This window comes from Advenella sp. (assembly GCF_052108595.1).
GTDB lineage: Bacteria > Pseudomonadota > Gammaproteobacteria > Burkholderiales > Burkholderiaceae_B > Advenella.
The window spans coordinates 1-16,732 of the sequence record NZ_JBQEAU010000003.1; the positions used below are offsets into that span (position 1 = coordinate 1).

The 16,732-nt window shown below is 53.1% G+C and carries 18 protein-coding genes; 13 read left to right on the forward strand and 5 right to left on the reverse strand.

The annotated features are described in order from the left end of the window. The 10 genes from ACTIKR_RS00825 to ACTIKR_RS00870 all read left to right on the forward strand — a co-directional run. On the forward strand, window positions 1-531 hold a 531-nt coding region (locus ACTIKR_RS00825; protein WP_193089100.1), incomplete at its 5' end, for a TRAP transporter small permease subunit. A 10-nt stretch (window positions 532-541) separates the two neighbouring features. Further along, window positions 542-1,843, forward strand: a complete 1,302-nt coding sequence (locus ACTIKR_RS00830) for a TRAP transporter large permease (protein WP_193089101.1) — start codon at window positions 542-544, stop codon at window positions 1,841-1,843. A gap of 69 nt (window positions 1,844-1,912) precedes the next feature. Next, a complete protein-coding gene (locus tag ACTIKR_RS00835; RefSeq protein WP_193089102.1) occupies window positions 1,913-3,028 on the forward strand; it encodes a C4-dicarboxylate TRAP transporter substrate-binding protein in 1,116 nt (371 codons plus the stop codon). A gap of 74 nt (window positions 3,029-3,102) precedes the next feature. Continuing rightward, window positions 3,103-3,513 carry a nuclear transport factor 2 family protein gene (locus ACTIKR_RS00840; protein ID WP_193089103.1) on the forward strand — a complete coding sequence of 137 codons (411 nt, stop codon included), beginning with the start codon at window positions 3,103-3,105 and terminating at the stop codon, window positions 3,511-3,513. 133 nt (window positions 3,514-3,646) lie between these two features. After that, on the forward strand, window positions 3,647-4,456 hold the full coding sequence (locus ACTIKR_RS00845) for an SDR family NAD(P)-dependent oxidoreductase (protein ID WP_370540226.1): 810 nt from the start codon (window positions 3,647-3,649) through the stop codon (window positions 4,454-4,456). Next, window positions 4,449-5,237 carry an SDR family NAD(P)-dependent oxidoreductase gene (locus ACTIKR_RS00850; RefSeq protein ID WP_193089104.1) on the forward strand — a complete coding sequence of 263 codons (789 nt, stop codon included), beginning with the start codon at window positions 4,449-4,451 and terminating at the stop codon, window positions 5,235-5,237. The genes ACTIKR_RS00845 and ACTIKR_RS00850 overlap by 8 nt, the downstream gene beginning before the upstream one ends. Next, window positions 5,234-6,676, forward strand: a complete 1,443-nt coding sequence (locus ACTIKR_RS00855; RefSeq protein WP_193089105.1) for an FAD-dependent oxidoreductase — start codon at window positions 5,234-5,236, stop codon at window positions 6,674-6,676. Before ACTIKR_RS00850 ends, ACTIKR_RS00855 begins: the two co-directional genes overlap by 4 nt. A gap of 82 nt (window positions 6,677-6,758) precedes the next feature. After that, entirely contained in the window at window positions 6,759-7,307 is a 549-nt protein-coding gene (locus ACTIKR_RS00860) for a nuclear transport factor 2 family protein (protein WP_193089106.1), read from the forward strand. A 163-nt stretch (window positions 7,308-7,470) separates the two neighbouring features. Next, a complete protein-coding gene (locus tag ACTIKR_RS00865; protein WP_193089107.1) occupies window positions 7,471-7,734 on the forward strand; it encodes a hypothetical protein in 264 nt (87 codons plus the stop codon). Window positions 7,735-7,744: 10 nt separating this feature from the next. Further along, on the forward strand, window positions 7,745-8,125 hold the full coding sequence (locus tag ACTIKR_RS00870) for a hypothetical protein (protein ID WP_193089108.1): 381 nt from the start codon (window positions 7,745-7,747) through the stop codon (window positions 8,123-8,125). Window positions 8,126-8,413: 288 nt separating this feature from the next. Here ACTIKR_RS00870 and ACTIKR_RS00875 read toward each other — a convergent pair whose 3' ends face one another. The 3 genes from ACTIKR_RS00875 to ACTIKR_RS00885 all read right to left on the reverse strand — a co-directional run bounded on the left by ACTIKR_RS00875 (window position 8,414) and on the right by ACTIKR_RS00885 (window position 12,737). Then, window positions 8,414-9,355: an HNH endonuclease gene (locus ACTIKR_RS00875; RefSeq protein ID WP_193089109.1), complete on the reverse strand. Its 942-nt coding sequence runs from the start codon at window positions 9,353-9,355 to the stop codon at window positions 8,414-8,416. 155 nt (window positions 9,356-9,510) lie between these two features. Next, window positions 9,511-11,427: a DNA/RNA helicase domain-containing protein gene (locus tag ACTIKR_RS00880; protein WP_193089110.1), complete on the reverse strand. Its 1,917-nt coding sequence runs from the start codon at window positions 11,425-11,427 to the stop codon at window positions 9,511-9,513. Between the two features lie 131 nt (window positions 11,428-11,558). After that, window positions 11,559-12,737, reverse strand: coding sequence for an epoxide hydrolase family protein (locus tag ACTIKR_RS00885; protein WP_193089111.1), 1,179 nt, complete (start codon window positions 12,735-12,737; stop codon window positions 11,559-11,561). Window positions 12,738-12,840: 103 nt separating this feature from the next. On the opposite strand from ACTIKR_RS00885, the gene ACTIKR_RS00890 reads away from it, so the two are divergent. From ACTIKR_RS00890 to ACTIKR_RS00900, 3 genes are all read left to right on the forward strand, one after another. Then, window positions 12,841-13,416, forward strand: a complete 576-nt coding sequence (locus ACTIKR_RS00890) for a CGNR zinc finger domain-containing protein (protein ID WP_193089112.1) — start codon at window positions 12,841-12,843, stop codon at window positions 13,414-13,416. A gap of 311 nt (window positions 13,417-13,727) precedes the next feature. Beyond that, on the forward strand, window positions 13,728-14,012 hold the full coding sequence (locus ACTIKR_RS00895; RefSeq protein WP_193089113.1) for a hypothetical protein: 285 nt from the start codon (window positions 13,728-13,730) through the stop codon (window positions 14,010-14,012). 20 nt (window positions 14,013-14,032) lie between these two features. Further along, on the forward strand, window positions 14,033-14,473 hold the full coding sequence (locus ACTIKR_RS00900) for a hypothetical protein (protein ID WP_193089114.1): 441 nt from the start codon (window positions 14,033-14,035) through the stop codon (window positions 14,471-14,473). A gap of 36 nt (window positions 14,474-14,509) precedes the next feature. Here the strand turns inward: ACTIKR_RS00900 and ACTIKR_RS00905 are convergent, their stop codons facing one another. Continuing rightward, window positions 14,510-15,208, reverse strand: a complete 699-nt coding sequence (locus ACTIKR_RS00905) for a potassium channel family protein (RefSeq protein ID WP_442326954.1) — start codon at window positions 15,206-15,208, stop codon at window positions 14,510-14,512. Beyond that, window positions 15,198-16,448: a TrkH family potassium uptake protein gene (locus ACTIKR_RS00910; RefSeq protein WP_226816987.1), complete on the reverse strand. Its 1,251-nt coding sequence runs from the start codon at window positions 16,446-16,448 to the stop codon at window positions 15,198-15,200. The genes ACTIKR_RS00905 and ACTIKR_RS00910 overlap by 11 nt, the downstream gene beginning before the upstream one ends. Window positions 16,449-16,732 lie beyond the last annotated feature (284 nt).

The following is a 16,732-nucleotide window of genomic DNA, read 5'->3' on the forward strand; positions in this document are numbered from 1 at the left end:
ATGGACAGACTAATTGTGCTGGCCAGTCGCGCACTGGTTTTGCTGTGTTCGGCAGCGCTGGTCCTGATGATGCTTCAGGTCACGCTGGACGTGGCAGGTAAGTATCTGTTCGATCAGCCTATCCCTGGCAGCGAGGCGATTGTGGCCAGCTACTACATGGTGGCCATTGTGTTTCTGCCGCTGGCCTGGGTGGAAGTATGCGGCGAATCCATTGTGGTCGAGCTGCTCTATAACATTGCTTCGAAACCGGTCCGCGTCATCATGGCCGCCTTGGGCACTGCGGCAACGGTGATCTGCTACGGGTTCCTGGCCTGGTTTCTGTGGGCGCCGGCCATGCATGCCTACCGGATTGGCGAATTCGATTCCAGCACCTGGAATGTCATTACCTGGCCTGCCCGGTTTTTGCTGCCGCTAGGACTGGCGCTGGGGGCGATTGTGGCGCTGCTTCAGCTGATGCGTATTCTGACAGGGCGCAAGCCGCTGCATCATGGCATCGCTGATGATGTCACTGATCTTCCAGAACAAATTTGAGGGAACAGCAATGGATCCGTTGTTAATTGGTGTACTCGGCATTTGTTTGCTGCTGGCTTTCATTGTCACCCGCTTTCCTATTGGTATCGCGATGGGGCTGGTGGGGTTTCTGGGCATTATCTTTATTATTGGCGTGACGCCCGCGATAGGGGTGGCCAAGGCGGTTCCCTATGAACTGGTGGGCGATTGGAATTTATCTGCAGTGCCCATGTTTTTGCTGATGGGTTATTTTTCATCGGCGGCGGGCCTGACGCGCGGCTTGTTCGGCGCGGCCCGGATCTTTCTGGGTAAAGTGCCCGGCGGGCTGGCGTCTGCAACGGTATTGGCCAGCGCGCTTTTTGCTTCGGCCAGCGGCTCCAGCGTGGCGACCGCCGCTGCCTTTTCCCGCATTGCCGTTCCTGAAATGCTCAAGGCGGGCTACAAGCCATCGTTGGCCACGGCTTCGGTGGCCTCGGCCGGCACATTGGGTTCCTTGATTCCACCCAGCGTGCTGCTGATTATCTATGGGTTGATCACCGATCTGTCGATTGGCACGCTGTTTGTCGCGGCTGTAATTCCGGGGGCGTTGTCTGCCGTGGTCTATATTGCCATGATCACGATCCGCTGCAAGCTGGATCCGTCCCTGGCGCCCCGCATCAATGAGACCTACACGGCAGAGCAAAGAAAAGAAGCGATCAAGGACATCTGGCCGTTGCCGCTGCTTATTGCAGGTGTGCTCGGCGGCATCTTCACGGGCGTGTTTACTGCGACCGAGGCCGGTGCCATCGGCGCATTCCTGGCTGTTGTCATTGCGGTTGCAAGGCGCCAGTTTACGTTGAAGGTGGCAGAAAAAGCCCTGTTTGATACTGCGGTCAGCACATCTGCCATATTCATTATTGTTGTAGGCGCCGCGATCTTCTCGCGCTTTATTGCGCTGTCAACGCTGCCGGTGTGGGTGACCAGTTCGCTCAGCGGCTTTGACTTTATTACAGTCATCATCCTGATCTGCCTTGTGTTTCTGGTGCTGGGCTGCTTCATGGAGAGTATTTCCATCATGCTGCTGACCTTGCCTGTGCTGTCTCCGCTATTGGATGGTTATGGCATCAACATGATCTGGTTTGGCGTGCTGGTGGTCAAGCTGCTGGAAATCGGCCTGATCACGCCGCCGCTGGGTCTGAACGTGTACGTCATCCGATCAAGTCTGGGCAAAACCATCAAATTGGGCACCATCTTCAAGGGCGTGGCCTGGTTTATTTTTGCCGACTTTTTCACGGTCGCATGCATGATCGCCTTCCCGGCTCTCACGCTCTGGCTTCCTTCTTTTATGCAATAAACAATCTCACATTATTCCAAGACTGATCGCTGTCACAGGCGGTCCGCAACCCAAACGAGGAGCACAATCATGAAAAAAACCGTAATGACAGTTGCAATCGCCAGCCTGCTGGCGTCAACCGCCGCAATGGGCGCCACTTACCGGGCCACCAACTGGCTGCAACCCATTCATACGCTGAACGCCGAACCCTACCAGAAATTGGCCGAGGGTCTGAAGAAAGCCACTAATGATGAGATTGCCTTTACGGTCTATTCCGGGGGTACGCTGGTGCCGGCCAAGGCAACCATCCAGGCCCTGCGCGACGGTACGGCGCAACTGGGTATCGTGTATCCCGGTTACACGCCGGCAGAATTGCCACTGAACAATGTGCTGGTCGACCTTGGCTTTCTGGTCAAAGACCCCATGGCTGCTGCCTTTGCCTATACGGAAATCAATCTGTCCAACAAGGACCTGATCAACGAATGGCAAAAGCAGGGTGTGATCTTTACCGGTGGCTATTCAACACCGATCTATAACTTCATGTGCACAAAGCCCATTCAGTCCCTGGCGGATGCCAAGGGCAAAAAAATCCGCACGGCGGGCGGCACGCAAACTGATTGGGTCGCCAGCATTGGCGGCGTACCGGTTTCGGTGCCCATTGGCGACGTGTACACGGGCCTGTCGCGTGGCTCCGTGGACTGCACCATGGCCGAAGTGCCCAACCTGATCAACTCCAAATTCATTGAGGTTGCCAAATCTATTACGCGTATCGACATGGGCGCCGTGCCCGGTGCGACCTATGTACTGAATCCGGATTTCTGGAAGGAACTGTCTGCCGAGCACAAGAAAACCATGATTTCGCTGATGGCCAAAGGCCTGGCGGACCAGCAGGTGGGTTATTCGGCCCGGGCAGAGGAAGCATTGAAGCTGGCGCAAGAGAAGATCAAGGTGATCCAGCCGGACCAGGATCTGGTCGATGCGCTGGCGGCTTTCCAGGCCAGCTACATCAAAGACCTGGCCAAATCGTCCGTGAAAGAACGCAAGATTGCCGACCCCTCGAACCTGATTGACCAATACACCAAGCTGGAAGCCAAGTGGCGCGACCTGCTGGACAAGGTTGATCGCAAGGATGCCAATGCCGTGGCCAAGCTGCTGGAGCAGGAACTCTACAGCAAGATCGATGTAGAGACCTTTGTTATGCCATAAGCGGGGCAGCCCCGATTTTAGAGGTGCGGGCCAAGGACGGCCCGGCCATATTACCGTTGTTCAGGAAACAGACTATGAATCACGAGCGTGATAGCACCGTTGCGGCAGTGCGCAACCTTTACGCCAGACAGGCGCATTTGATTGATAGCGGCCAGCATGATGACTGGGCGCATACCTTTACCCCGGATGGCCAATTTCATTCGCCCACCTACGGGCAACCGGCAGTGGGCTACGAACAACTGGCTGGTATTTCAAACGCGTTTGGTCAGGCGGCGCTAAAGAGCGGCGAACGCCATCGCCACCTGGTGGACAACATCTGGGTGGTTGAATGTGATGCGGCTAGCGCCCAAGTGCGTGCTTACTTGTCCATTGTGGCGACCAAGGAGGCCGGCGAGACGCGAATACTGCGCATTGTCACGCTTGACGACCAACTGGCAATGACGGAACAAGGGTGGCAGGTGCGCCGCAGGACGGTGACGTATTGATGGCGACATTGATGACTTACTAATGGCGTAGTAAGGGCGAAATACCGATTTCAGTTGGCAAGCCTGCAGGGCGCGATGATGCTGGATGACGCGCGATCGCAGGTGTTTATGAATTTTTATCAAGGACGTAGAAGTGGAAAATCAATCGAATAACAAACAGCCAGAATTCAAACTGGCCCAATATCCAGAGCTGGCCGGACGCGTGGCCGTGGTAACCGGCGCCGCCAGAGGGATGGGCGCATGCTTTGCGGCAGGGCTGGCCAGCCAGGGCGTGCATGTGATCGGCGTGGATATCAATGAAGACGAATTGAAAGCGGCGTTTGCCAAATCACAGACGGCAGATGGCAAGACGCAAGGCGGTACGCTGACCGCCATGCGCGGGGACGTGACCGCCAGCGAGAGCCTGGTCAACATTGCCGACGAAGCAGTCAAACGATTTGGTCGCCTGGATATGTGGGTCAGTAACGCAGGTGTGTTCCCGCAATCGGAAATCGGATCGGTAACGGCCGAGCAAGTACGACAGACATTCGGCGTCAATGTAGACGGGGTGTTTTTCGGGGCACAGGCGGCGGCAGACGTGATGCAACCGGGCGGCGTGATTGTGAACATGGCCTCTGTGGCGGCCTTCCGGGTCAGGCGCGGCCGGGCCATTTACTCGGCCACCAAGGCTGCCGTACACAACCTGACCCGTTCGCTGGCGGTGGAACTGGGCGACAAGGGAATTCGGGTCAACGCACTGGCGCCAGGGTTTATTGATACGGAAATGACCAACTGGGTGCGCGAAATACCGGGCGCCATGGACAAGGCCCTGGCCTCTATCCCGCTGGGCCATATCGGCACGCCCGAGCATGTACTGGGCGCATTGCTGTTCCTGGTCTCCGACTCTGCTTCATATGTCTCCGGCCAGACGCTGGGTGTAGACGGGGGCTCGCGCCATGGCTGATCACAAGGGCGCGGTAATTATTACGGGCGGCGCCCAGGGCATGGGCCAATCCCACGCGCACGCGCTGGCTCAGACTGGCTGGCATGTTTGCGTGGCAGACGTCAAGGACACCGAGGCGACCGTTGCCGCCATTGGCGAGAACGGCGGCTCAGCCAGCGGCCATGTGCTGGACGTGACCGATTCCAAATCGTGGGAAGCGCTGGCCGATGACATCCGAAATAATCTGGGCCCGTTGGTGGGGCTGGTCAATAACGCCGGCGTATCGTACCGCCAGGGTATTGGCGACACCGACGATGCGAACTGGGACCGGGTCATGGCCGTGAACCTGACCGGCGCATTCTATGGCATAAGGACCATGGCGCCGCTCATGCGCGAGAGCGGGGGCGGGTCCATCGTGAATATTTCTTCCATTTCCGGGCAGCTTGGTTACCATGGCGCAGCGTACGGCGCCAGCAAATGGGGCCTGCGCGGGCTGACCAAAACCGCCGCAGCCGAATATGCGCCCTGGGGCATTCGCGCCAACTCCATCCATCCGGGCCTGATTCAGACCGCCATGGTCAATAGCGCCACGGCCTTTGTGGCGTCATCACTCAAATCCATTCCCCTGGCGCGTGCCGGGCAACCCTCTGAAGTGAGCGCTGCCGTGGTCTTTCTTATTTCTGAAGCCTCTTCATATATGAGCGGCAGTGAACTGACGGTGGATGGCGCGCTGGTTGCTGCCGGCACCTATTGGCGCATCAACCACGAAGCGGCAGAGCTCTCACAGGGAGGCGACTTATGAGCAATTGGGATGTGATTGTCATCGGCGCCGGGGGCGCGGGCCTGGCCGCCGCGATCTCTGCTGCAGAAGAGGGCGCACGCGTGGTCATTCTGGAATCGGAAAAGGAGATTGGCGGGTCTACCCAGCTTTCGGCCGGCATGTTTACCGCCGCCAACACCAGCGTGCAGCGTGCGCTGGGCGTGGAAGATTCTGCCGAACGGTTCTTCCAGCACTACATGGACCTGAACCAGTGGCGCCTGCGCCCGGGGCTGATCAAACGCTTTTGCGATGAATCGGGCCCCACGCTGGAATGGCTGATCACACTTGGCGTAGACTTCCCCGCCAAATTCTCTACCAACGCCCACGACCCGGGTCTGATGCAGGCCGGCGTGGAAGACGTCTGGCGTGGTCATGTGCCCAAAGACCAGGGCTATGGCCTGGTTACCGCGCTGAACCAGCAAAGGCTGGCAAAAGGCATAGACCTGTTCCTGGATAACCGGGTAGAAGACCTGGTGGTGGAAGACGGGCAGGTGCGTGGTATTCGTATTGGCGGTGAGTTGATCGAGGCTTCTGCCGTGATTGTGGCCAGTGGCGGCTTTGCACATAACAGCCAACTTCGCCGCCTGTATTACCCCGAAACGCTGGAAGCGGGTGAAGACCTGTTCATTGTGGCCGCGCCCGGCAGCCGGGGCGACCATATCCGCTTTGCCGAATCGGCCAACGCGGCGCTCACCGGCCACGGCCAGGGCCTCTTGATGGTGACCTCTTATATACAGCGCCTGCACCACTGGCAGTCCGGCTTTCCGCCACGCTCGCGGATCTACATCAACCAGGCGGGCGATCGCTTTATGAACGAAGACATCCCCTATGCAGTCTCGCCCGGAATCGTGCGTGATAACGGTGGCAGCGTATGGAACGTGTTCGACGAAAAAGCACGCAACGCGCTGCCTGAAGGCTACGCCCACTGGAACAAAGAACGTGTTGCAGAAGATGCCAGGGCCGGGCACATGTTAAGTGCGGACACCCTGGAAGAGCTCGCCGCCAAAATGCACGTACCGGCGGACCGCCTGACCGCAGCCGTAGCGCGCTGGAACGAACAACTGCCCAACGGCCAAGACCCGGACTTCCTGCGCCAGGCCACCATGCAAAACAAGGGCGACACCAAACCGCTGGAGCCCATTGCACACCCGCCATACTACGCGGCTCGCACATGCCCGGCAGAACTGGTGTGCACACACACGGGCCTGACCATCGACACTGAAGCGCGCGTCTGCGATGTACGGGGGGCGGTGATCAAAGGCCTTTATGCGGCAGGTGAAGCAGGCGGCGGTGTACTGGGTAACCGGTACGTGGGCGGCGGCAACTCCATTGCCAACGCGCTGACGATCGGGCGTATTGCGGGCGTGTCTGCGGCTAAAGACGCGTTGCAGAATGCTGTCCAGAGTACGGCAGCGGGTTGATTGATTTGGCTTTTTTTGATGAGACAGACTAACCATAGCCAGGCGGAAATTGCGATCTGGCCATATTTGCGAAGCATAAACCATGAATGAAAATGAACAATTCCTGCAGCGCCTGCGTGCAGAAGACGAAATCAAGCGCGTATTGCAACTGTATTGTCGCGGCGTGGACCGACGCGAGTTTGACCTGGTGCGAGGCGTTTACCATACAGACGCCATGGACTACCACGGTCCTTATAATGGCAATATTGACGGCCTGATCCAGTGGATGATCCGTCGCCATGAAGGCGTCGCCCAATCCATGCACCTGCTGGGCAACTGCCTGATCGACTGGCGGAGCGACGATGTTGCATTAGTAGAAACCTATTGCGTGACCTACCAACGACTTAAACCGGGTGACGGGGCCTCAATCTCGGATGTTGGGCTGAAAGTGGGCGGCAGCGGACAGCAGACGCAGGTACGGTGCCGGTATCTGGATCGGTTTGAAAAGCGGGAAGGCCAATGGAAGATTGCCAACCGGGTGGTGGCGTATGAGTCGTTACTGCTCGAGGACGCGCCGGAGTCGCCGTTTGCAGAAGGGATGCAGATGGCGACGCGGGGGAGGGATGATCCGTTGTGGGGGTTGGTGGGGTAGGTTATTCAGCAAGTATTGATCTTGAAGTACTTCCCTAGTCTTTTTCTTGCGTGAAAAAGCTTACTAACGTCGCTAGAATATTATTAATTTAACCTTCATCAAGGTGATAATGATTCTCATTATCTAATATTGAGGCTGTAATCATTGCCTGTCGGAGGTTAGAATGAAAAGCGCTTTGAATGTTGTTATTTTATTTGTCGCAATTTTTTTTAACACAGCGAACGCTGACATGTTGGCCAATGCGGCTGCAAGCCTGGGTTTTAATTGCGAGGAATGCGGTGCATTTCATGGAGGGTTATACGAGAATCTTTGTCCTGAATGTTATAACCGGAAATTATTCGAATTATTAGAAAAAGACCCAACAAACCTAGGAACCATATGCGAGTGGGAAAAATTCGCTGGAGCCCCATTAACGCATTGCAACTAATTCCTCATATATGACCATCAAGAACAAAGCTAAGCAAGGGAAGCTAGGCCCTCATGAGCTTCAGGAAGCAAAATTGATGCTTGCTGAAAAAAAAGAGGTTGCCTACTTCCACTGTGACTATCCCGAAGTGCACTTTCAAGATATGAAAAAATGTCTTGACGAAGGAGTATTCGAATCAATAAAGATTGGCGAAGGTCCGCCGTATGAGACCCTGGTGGTTTGGGTTCCCGGTGCGAAAGATAAAGCCTTAAAATTGATCGAGCTGATTCAATATTCCTGGGAGAACGGTTGCTCCGAATCTGTGGAACGCCAAAAAGGACAAATTTTAGGATATTCCGAAGAAGATATTGATTTTTATATTGCTCATTTAAAGAGTCGTTCACGCCTTTGAATTAGTGATCACTACTTGTGATAGTAGTTAGCACACCCCACCTAAATCTCGATTAATCGTTGCGATCTTATTCTTCTTGTGGTCTATTAAGATCAGTTTACCAAATCGAGAGAGCAGTGCTACATTTAACTAAATATGGCGATCCTTCTAAAAGCTTGTTTCTCACCTGCTTATGCCTTTTCATCATGGCGGTACGGCGGTGAAGCTCTTTAGATTTCAGTCTTCACTATTGACCCTTTCCCTGCTATGGTAGTGAACCTGTTGCGCCCGGCCTGTAGGGTATGCCAACTATCGGTTGGTCATGTCATCTAGAAATACTTCAGCCCGGTGATATGCCATGTAATCCTCTTGTTGTCGAGAAAAAGGTTTGGCTGTGATTGACGCGTCCAAACTCCAGGCTCGGTATATCTCAGTCGGCAATTGCGGGCTAAAGCGCAACAGACCGTCGTTTTCGAACGTCATGTATCCTTTGTCAAACAATCGATCAATATGCGGTGCCAATAACAAACCGTTATGGCCATCGAGTTTCTCTATATTATTGCTCTTTGACCACGGTTTAATATGGCTAGCTATTAGAAATCTGGGATCAATAATCCCAGTGATACGGCAACAGGGTTCAAGCGCTGCAACGCGTGAACGAAACAGTCCCTGGCCGATGCGAGCCTGGATCAATTGGGTACGCTGGGTGGCGGGTAGAGCTCCATCAGAGAGCAGCCTGTCAATGTTGATACTGTCGTCGGTTTCCGCTGTATTGCTCTTATTGGCAAGAATAGATTGTACTTGGCCATCTAGTATGGCCTCCAACTCATGGGCTAGGTCGTCTGGTACCGATGCGAGATATACACCCTGGTTGCCATTACCATTTTCTTGAAGAGGAGAATATTTTGATGGTAAGAGGGGAGCCAAACGATCCATATGGTCTTTGGGGCGAATTGGATTGGCTAGTTCTATGAAATCTACTGGCACATACCAACCTTCATCTGTCCAATTAGCACCAGCAGAGCCGAATTCAACTGGCTTGCTAGCTGACTGGTGTACCTCCCTAGCTATACCAATGGCCTTAATGTGCGTATCTGCGAATGAAAATATTACGTCACCGGGCGCAACCTGAGTCATGGTGTCGTAGAAGTGGTTACGTTCGCCGTTTGCCTTTGTCTTAGGGGACCAGAGATAGCCACCGTTGACTTCGTGAACGTAGGTTTGATTTTGATTTACCCACCAGTATGTCATTACTTGTTCCTCGGAGATTGGCATGCACGGCCTCTAGGGTGTGTGCGTTTTGGAGAACTTACAGTTAATCACAAAAGCAATATTATTATTGCGTCGCGATTTTATTGATTCCTAGCGTCAGAATCGTATTTATGTGCTTTTAAGCTAGTGGTATTTTATTTCCCAGCTGCTTGCATTTCTGATCTAGGATAGGCGCTCGCTTGGACTGATGAATTGGAACGAATCATTGTACGAAAGTACTCTGCTGTTTCCTCGTCAGTGCAATATACGTAACAGCCTTTCATTCCGCGAGTCATGAGGGTTCTGTACGTATTCTTGATGATGAGGCCAACCTCTGCTCTTACTTGCTCAGGGTCAGTTTTTAGTCTTGTCTTGTATCCTCGAATCGATTTGTCGTGCCGGTCTCTTTCTTCTGCGCGAGTAATAATTTGTCCGTCGCGTACAATGAAGTCTGGCCCGATAATGACACCGATGTAATCCACCTCAAGGCCTTGGCAAGTATGGATACATCCAACTTGTTCAATGGATTCTGGCGCAATAATCCATAGGCTGCCATCTTTATCGAGATTCCATTGGCGGCGATATTCATCACCAATAATAATGTCATCTGCTTGAGAATTCCTCTTGCTTAACCAAGGCCAACAATATCCGGCAACGACTCGGGCTCGGTTCCGATCGTTCTTCGCTTCAATTGCCTCGTGAAGCGCTTGAGGAGATTCAAATACACGGAAATCGTATTCAGAAGTGTCCAAGATTTGATTCGCAGTTGGACGGATGTCAAGCGTGTTGTCCAACCACGCCAGGTACCCGTCAGATCCGCTGCAACGAAATTGTGAGGCAAGTTCATATTCCTCGATAGTCGCTCCCTTAGCGGCAGCAAACTCACGGATTGCTTGCTTTGAACCTATATCGCTTAATGTGACGCGTTGGTCTTCATCAATGAAAAAGACGGTGCAAGCTGAGGCGTTGATGAGTTCCTGGACTTGGTTTTCGCCAAGATTTCCATACAGGCCGCTCTTTTCGTTCAGGCGATGTGCTTCGTCAACGATCAGAAAATCGTAGACATTGGGCTCTGCATCAAAAAAACGTCCTGACCCTGAAAAGAGACTCGAGAACTTACTTCTGGTAATCGTTCCTGCCAATTTTGATTGATAAACAACACGAGGGGCAGCGTTCTTTGAGACATATTGACCTAGCAGACCCGCGCTAGTCAAACGCACGAGCAAGTTAATCGCAACTACGGTCTTGCCTGTTCCTGGCCCGCCTTCGATAATAATGACTTTGGGTGAGGCGGCAGAGGCGGCGCGTGCAGAGGCTAACGTTGCTTCGAATACTTCCTTTTGATCGTCAATCAGGACAAACTCTGGTTGCGCGGTCAGGAGCCCTTTTAGCGCATCGGCCAGTGCTTTCGAGGGTCGAATGCGGCCGTTAGCAAGTTCATAGAGTACTTCTTTCGAGTCGCCGTACTTAACATGCTGTTTGATAAAACTGCGAAGATGCTCTTGTTCTTTGGCACCCTTTAGAAATAGCGGAGCTTTCTCGGTATACCCGGAGTAATATGGATTGTCTATTACGCCGTCTCGCGCATAATTATGCAAAAAAGCGCAAGGTTTGATCGCTATTCCTCCGTTATATACCGCTTCGTTAAAGCCTTCCAGTAATGACGCATACGACCAAGCTTGGTACGAGGGATGGACAACCTCCCTAAGCCCTTTGCCTAAATACGTCACCACAATCCCATCTTTATCGGTCGAGACTGCTTTTTCCCATTGCTTGATTTCGATAACGATGGCGTTTTTGCTGCCGGTTGAGTCCCGCCCAGTCAGCGTGACGTCTATTCTTTTCGCGGATTGGGGAATGTGTAGTTCGACAGCGACGCCAATTTGATCGGGGATCTCGTCATCGCGTAATACACGCGCAATGTAACCAAGAGACTCCCTCCACGAACGGATCTCAGAGCTATTGACTCGTCTACCAGTGGCGGCCACAAAGCGCGTCAGAATGACCTCTTCGATGTCATCGAAGTCGATATGATTCAGAAACTGCCTCTTGTCGGCTTCGTAAACGATCATTGTGGTTTTGCCTTTTCATACGTATTTTTACTTATACGCTATTCTAAGCGGTTGGTTACGATATGTAAAAGGGCAGGGGCTTGCTTGGTTGATTTGGGTCCTGACTTAATAGATAAAGCGTGGCTGCTGATCTATATGGGTTGTCCACTAGCCAATACCACCCCCAACCCCTCCCGCAAATCCCTAACAAACTCCCGCGGCACCTCCAACGACGGAAAATGCCCGCCAGCCTCAGGCTCCCTCCACCTCACAATCTTCCGATACCGCTCCTGCGCCCAGGGACGCGGGCACTTTTCAATATCCCTGGGATAGATGCTGATTGCCGCCGGAACATCTACCCGGAGTTCGGGATCAAGCGAGTTGTGGCTCTCGAAATAGATGCGGGCGGCCGATGCGCCGCTGCGCGTTAGCCAATACAGGGTGACGTTGTCAAGAATGCGATCTCGGGAAATCCGCTCGAACGGGCTGTCTTCGCTGTCTGTCCACTCATAGAACTTGTCCAGGATCCAGGCAAGCAGCCCGACCGGGGAGTCGACTAGTGCGTAGCCGATGGTCTGGGGCCGGGTTGCCTGTTGCTTGGCGTAGGCTGCACGATACTGCCAGAAGTCGCGGGTTTGCTCGGTCCATTGGCGCTCGGCCGGCGTTAGCCCCTCTGTTGTCAACCCTGGCGGCGCCTGCGCGAGTGTTGAGTGGATGCCAAGAACGTGGTCCGGAAAGCGGCCGGCCAGGATGGTGGTGATCACGCCGCCCCAGTCGCCGCCGTGGGCTGCGAATTTGCTGTAGCCCAGTCTTCCCATGAGTTCCACCCAGGTGGCTGCGATTTTCTCGGTTCCCCAGCCGGTGGTGGTCGGCTTGTCGCTGTAGCCAAAGCCGGGCAGCGATGGGGCTACAACATGGAACGCCGGCGTATCTGCGTCTTTGGGGTCTGCCAGCTCCTCGATGATATCGACAAACTCGGCAACACTGCCTGGCCAGCCGTGCGTCATGATCAGGGGCGTGGCGTCGGCGCGCTCGGAGCGGCGGTGCAGGAAGTGGATTCCCAGGCCATCGATAGTCGTTCGGAACTGGCCGATCTGGTTAAGGCGCGCTTCAAACGCTCGCCAATCATAGTCGGTGCGCCAGTAATTCACGATATCGATAAGGTCCGCGAGCGGCACGCCCTGGTCCCAGCGGTGCGGGTCGGGGGCGGGGCGATAGACCGTCTCGGCCTCTGGCAGCCGCGCTGCGGCTAATCGGGCACGCAGATCGTCCAGGTCGGCGTCGGTTGCGTGGGCTTCAAATGCGTGTACTTCGTTGGTCAGGCTAGGCATAAGATCTCCTTGCGATCGTGGGTCCGGCCATGAACTATTGCGAACCGGCTAAGATGGTTGTAACATGTCATCAACAATAACGTCAACCAGCTAAGGTGGTTCCATGAGTACTGAATATCCTGACTTTCGCCTCGGTAATGTGCTGGCCACCAGCTTCACGGGGACGCTTTCTGAGCGTTGTGGTAATCCTATCGAGCGCATTCCCACGGCGCAGCGGCTTGTCGACTGGCTGGCCGTCTATGGCCTGGCGGTGCAAATGTGTACCACAACCCAGTTCAACCGCGCCCGGGAGCTAAGGGAAGCCATTCACGCCGCTGCGACAGCCGCCGCCATTGGAAGCGCGCCGCCAGCATCTGCCATCCAGGTCATCAACGACTGCAGCGCTGCGGGCAAGGCAGCCGCATTCCTGACGCACGGCGGCAAGCGGATATGGAAGCTTGGCTCGACATCCAGCGTGGAAGATGCCTTAAGCGTAATCGCCGCCGATGCGATCAGCATCCTGGCAGGCGAACGGGACGGAAAACTGGCCTTGTGTGCATCGCCCAGTTGCCAGGCCGCGTTCTTTGATACCAGCCAGAGTCGCACCCGCAGATGGTGTGATATGGGTACGTGTGGGAATAAGGAGAAGAAAGCGCGGTTTGTGGCGAAACGGCGGGGGAAGGCTAGGGCGGGGGAGTGATTGGGGTGACTGGTGCTTCGGGTAGGAGCAGGCCTGCGACATATGTTTAATCGACAACCGTTTTTGATGGTGACGCAAACCAACTGACTGGGTTCAGTGCCTGGAAAGCAATGCCCATATACCAGACTAGGACGATGCACTGAACAATGACGAAACGAAAAGTAAAAATTTGGCGCTCTTGGTTTCGTAAATGGTAATTTTCAATGGATTCTATCTAATCGTGCGTTTTGATATGTAATGAGCCCAGAGGGCCGTTTCACCATAATTGAAGAATACAGAACGAAATTTAACAACGAGACCAAAGGAAAAACATGATTACCCTTGCTTTGCCGGCTCTAATTTTGTCGTATATTGCAGGTCGATTTACCTCGGTAAAAATATCCGTCATTCTGCTGACAGTGCTGCTAGTGGTACTGGTTGGATGGGTCTTTTTTATGACGTCCGAGGGGCGCACACAACTGGCAGCGATGTATGATTCATCTGTGCTTGTCGCACTCCTGGCAGGGCATCTAGCCTTTCCTATTTTCGTCGCCGCTACCTACGGTTTGCTTATAGGCCAGTGGTCTCAAAAACGACGGAAGAGCCAGAAAGGATAAACAATAGCTGGAACCAAAATATGAACTATAAGACTTTTTACAGACTCTCCTTAAGTGTTCCTGTTCTGGTGCCATTGCTTTTTTACTTATTATCTTTATCGAATGCTCCCGATAAGTTTTCAAATTTACTGATGGCGTCATTGACATTTGGCGGCATTCAATACTTGTTTTTCGCCGCCGTCATGGTTTATTTGATTGGTCGTCTCGGATCTCTCAGGGAAATAAAAATATTATTCTGGTGCTCGCCACTTATTTATATCATCTTCGCAACTATTGGTTGGCATGTGTTTGATGCATGGATGTACCTCAAGTCAATGAAACAAATGTCTGTTGACGATGTCTTCGGGCCACTGCTTTTCTTTTCGATATTCGGATCGTTATTTGGCTATATCTATTGTTTGATCATCGAGATGCTTTTTCAAATATTCAAAGCGCATGGAGGGATTGCTAAGGATTCTTAGCAGCCCACCATTAAGATACAACCCTCCCAACGCACCCTAATTTTCCTTGGCCGCCGCAGAAAATTTCTCAACCAAATGTTTAGGCCCTGAAACGATCAGGATATCTCCGGGCAGAATACGGGTTTCTGGCGTTGCATGAACAAAATCTTCGTTGCTTCGTTTGACCCCAACAATGGTGACGCCAAATTTTCCGCGAACGATGGATTCGGTCAGTGATTTATTATGTGTTGGAGGAGGGGCCCAGATTTTTGCGATGGCATACCCGTCATCGAATTCTATGTAATCCATCATCCGGGAGGTGACCATATGCGCGATTCGTCGCCCCATATCGGCCTCTGGGTACACCACGTGATGGGCGCCGATGCGCTGGGCGATATGGCCGTGCTTGGGCGACATGGCCTTGACCCATATGTCCTTGATGTTTAGTTCGCTAACAGCCAGCAAGGCCATTAGGTTTGCAGACATATCGTTACCAATGCTGATTATTGCATGTGAAAAATCCGCAACCCCCAACTGACGTAAAACCTGGGCATCCGTGGCGTCTGCCTGTACGGCATAAGTGAGTTTATGCGCCCATTCCTGCACGGTCTCTTCACTGGAGTCAATGCCCATCACATCGTTTCCCAATTCGATCAGGGATTGAGCGACCGCACCACCAAAAGTGCCCAGACCGATGACGATAATACTGTCACTTTGAGAAAAGGCGTACTGTTCTGTAAATAGGCTACCCAACAATTGGATGCTCCTCTGCGTAGCGATATGGCCTGTAGCGCTGATCCAGCGCCAGTGAGGCGGCTAACGTGATCGTTCCGACTCGGCCAATATACATCAAGGTTATGAGGGTAAGTTTACCCGAAGCCGGCAGATCTGCGGTAATTCCCGTAGACAGGCCGACTGTGGCAAACGCTGAAATAACTTCAAAAATGACTTTGTCCATCGGCAGATTGCTGCCGAACAGGATAATGGTGGTGCCTACTACAATTGAGGTGCTGCTGAGCATGAGTACGGTAATCGCCTGACGCTGAGCGTTAAGCGAGATGCGCCGTCCGAACGCTTCGGTGTCCGATCGGCCTTTTATTTCCGACCAGACCATAAGAACCAAAATGAGAAACGTGCCCACTTTTACGCCACCGGCCGTGCCGCCGCTACCGCCACCGATGAACATTAAAAGGTAATTCAACGCCAGGCTGGCTTGCGTGAGGGCGCCGGTATCTATCGAATTGAACCCTGCGGTCCTGGCGGTCACAGAGGCAAAACTTGCGGCAGCAAGTTTATCGTGCAAACTCATATTCCCCAGCGTTCCGGCGTTATCCCATTCAAATAGCAATGTGCCGATACACCCGGCCAGCAGCAGGGCCGCCGTTCCAATTAAAGTCAGTTTTGTATGCAGTGACCAGTGGCGAGGATCGTTTAATCTAGTCTTAAGATCATGTAAAACAGGAAACCCCAGCCCGCCTACGATGATGGCAAACATGACAGGCGAAATAATCCAGAAATCCCCTGCGTATCTGACCAGGCTATCGCTATGTAAAGAGAACCCTGCATTATTAAACGCCGATACGGCATGAAAAAAACCATTCCACAGCGCCTGCGGCCAGTCCATGCCATAGTGTGTCTGGAATCGAATGGTAAGAATGATGGTCAGGCCAATTTCTATTATTACGGTGATCAATAATATTAATTTGGCGACACCCTTGATATCTCCCAGGCTGATGGCGTTTTTCTCGGCCTGGGTAATCATTTTCATGCGCAGCTGCAAGGAGCTGTTTACCATCAAGCCCAGCAGCGTAGCGAAGGTCATGATGCCGAACCCGCCAACTTGAAAGAGAATGAGGATGACCCATTGTCCGAACGTTGACCAATGCGTCCCGGTGTCGACAACGCCCAGCCCGGTTACGCATACGGCAGAAACAGACGTAAAAAGCGCGGTAATCCAGTGCGTCACTTCACCTTGGCTGCTTGATATTGGCAGCATGAGCGCGCACGTTCCTACTGTAATTGCCAACAAAAAGCCTAACGCAACGGTCTGGGCAGGACGAAATAAACTTTTCATTCTAGTTAGTGTTGACAGGTTGGATGTTTATTTGCAATAGGGGTGTTCTTGCAATCGGTTTTTTTGCTTTTTTGCATTCGGGATGTTAGTTTGCAATAGTACCTTGGCTGAACGGCCAAGTTGTTGAATGTCGGATAGGCAGGAAAAATTAATTGTCTCTGCATTTTTTCGGACATAAAGTCGCTTTTGCCCTGCGGCACAGGTTA

Excerpts from the sequence above, each read along its gene's own strand:
- ACTIKR_RS00835 (WP_193089102.1), top strand. The coding sequence starts at position 1,913 with ATGAAAAAAACCGTAATGACAGTTGCAATCGCCAGCCTGCTGGCGTCA.
- ACTIKR_RS00890 (WP_193089112.1), top strand. The coding sequence starts at position 12,841 with ATGAGTACTGAATATCCTGACTTTCGCCTCGGTAATGTGCTGGCCACC.
- ACTIKR_RS00830 (WP_193089101.1), top strand. The coding sequence starts at position 542 with ATGGATCCGTTGTTAATTGGTGTACTCGGCATTTGTTTGCTGCTGGCT.
- ACTIKR_RS00880 (WP_193089110.1), bottom strand. The coding sequence starts at position 11,427 with ATGATCGTTTACGAAGCCGACAAGAGGCAGTTTCTGAATCATATCGAC.
- ACTIKR_RS00840 (WP_193089103.1), top strand. The coding sequence starts at position 3,103 with ATGAATCACGAGCGTGATAGCACCGTTGCGGCAGTGCGCAACCTTTAC.
- ACTIKR_RS00875 (WP_193089109.1), bottom strand. The coding sequence starts at position 9,355 with ATGACATACTGGTGGGTAAATCAAAATCAAACCTACGTTCACGAAGTC.
- ACTIKR_RS00900 (WP_193089114.1), top strand. The coding sequence starts at position 14,033 with ATGAACTATAAGACTTTTTACAGACTCTCCTTAAGTGTTCCTGTTCTG.
- ACTIKR_RS00895 (WP_193089113.1), top strand. The coding sequence starts at position 13,728 with ATGATTACCCTTGCTTTGCCGGCTCTAATTTTGTCGTATATTGCAGGT.
- ACTIKR_RS00855 (WP_193089105.1), top strand. The coding sequence starts at position 5,234 with ATGAGCAATTGGGATGTGATTGTCATCGGCGCCGGGGGCGCGGGCCTG.
- ACTIKR_RS00910 (WP_226816987.1), bottom strand. The coding sequence starts at position 16,448 with ATGCTGCCAATATCAAGCAGCCAAGGTGAAGTGACGCACTGGATTACC.
- ACTIKR_RS00850 (WP_193089104.1), top strand. The coding sequence starts at position 4,449 with ATGGCTGATCACAAGGGCGCGGTAATTATTACGGGCGGCGCCCAGGGC.
- ACTIKR_RS00885 (WP_193089111.1), bottom strand. The coding sequence starts at position 12,737 with ATGCCTAGCCTGACCAACGAAGTACACGCATTTGAAGCCCACGCAACC.
- ACTIKR_RS00870 (WP_193089108.1), top strand. The coding sequence starts at position 7,745 with ATGACCATCAAGAACAAAGCTAAGCAAGGGAAGCTAGGCCCTCATGAG.
- ACTIKR_RS00860 (WP_193089106.1), top strand. The coding sequence starts at position 6,759 with ATGAATGAAAATGAACAATTCCTGCAGCGCCTGCGTGCAGAAGACGAA.
- ACTIKR_RS00865 (WP_193089107.1), top strand. The coding sequence starts at position 7,471 with ATGAAAAGCGCTTTGAATGTTGTTATTTTATTTGTCGCAATTTTTTTT.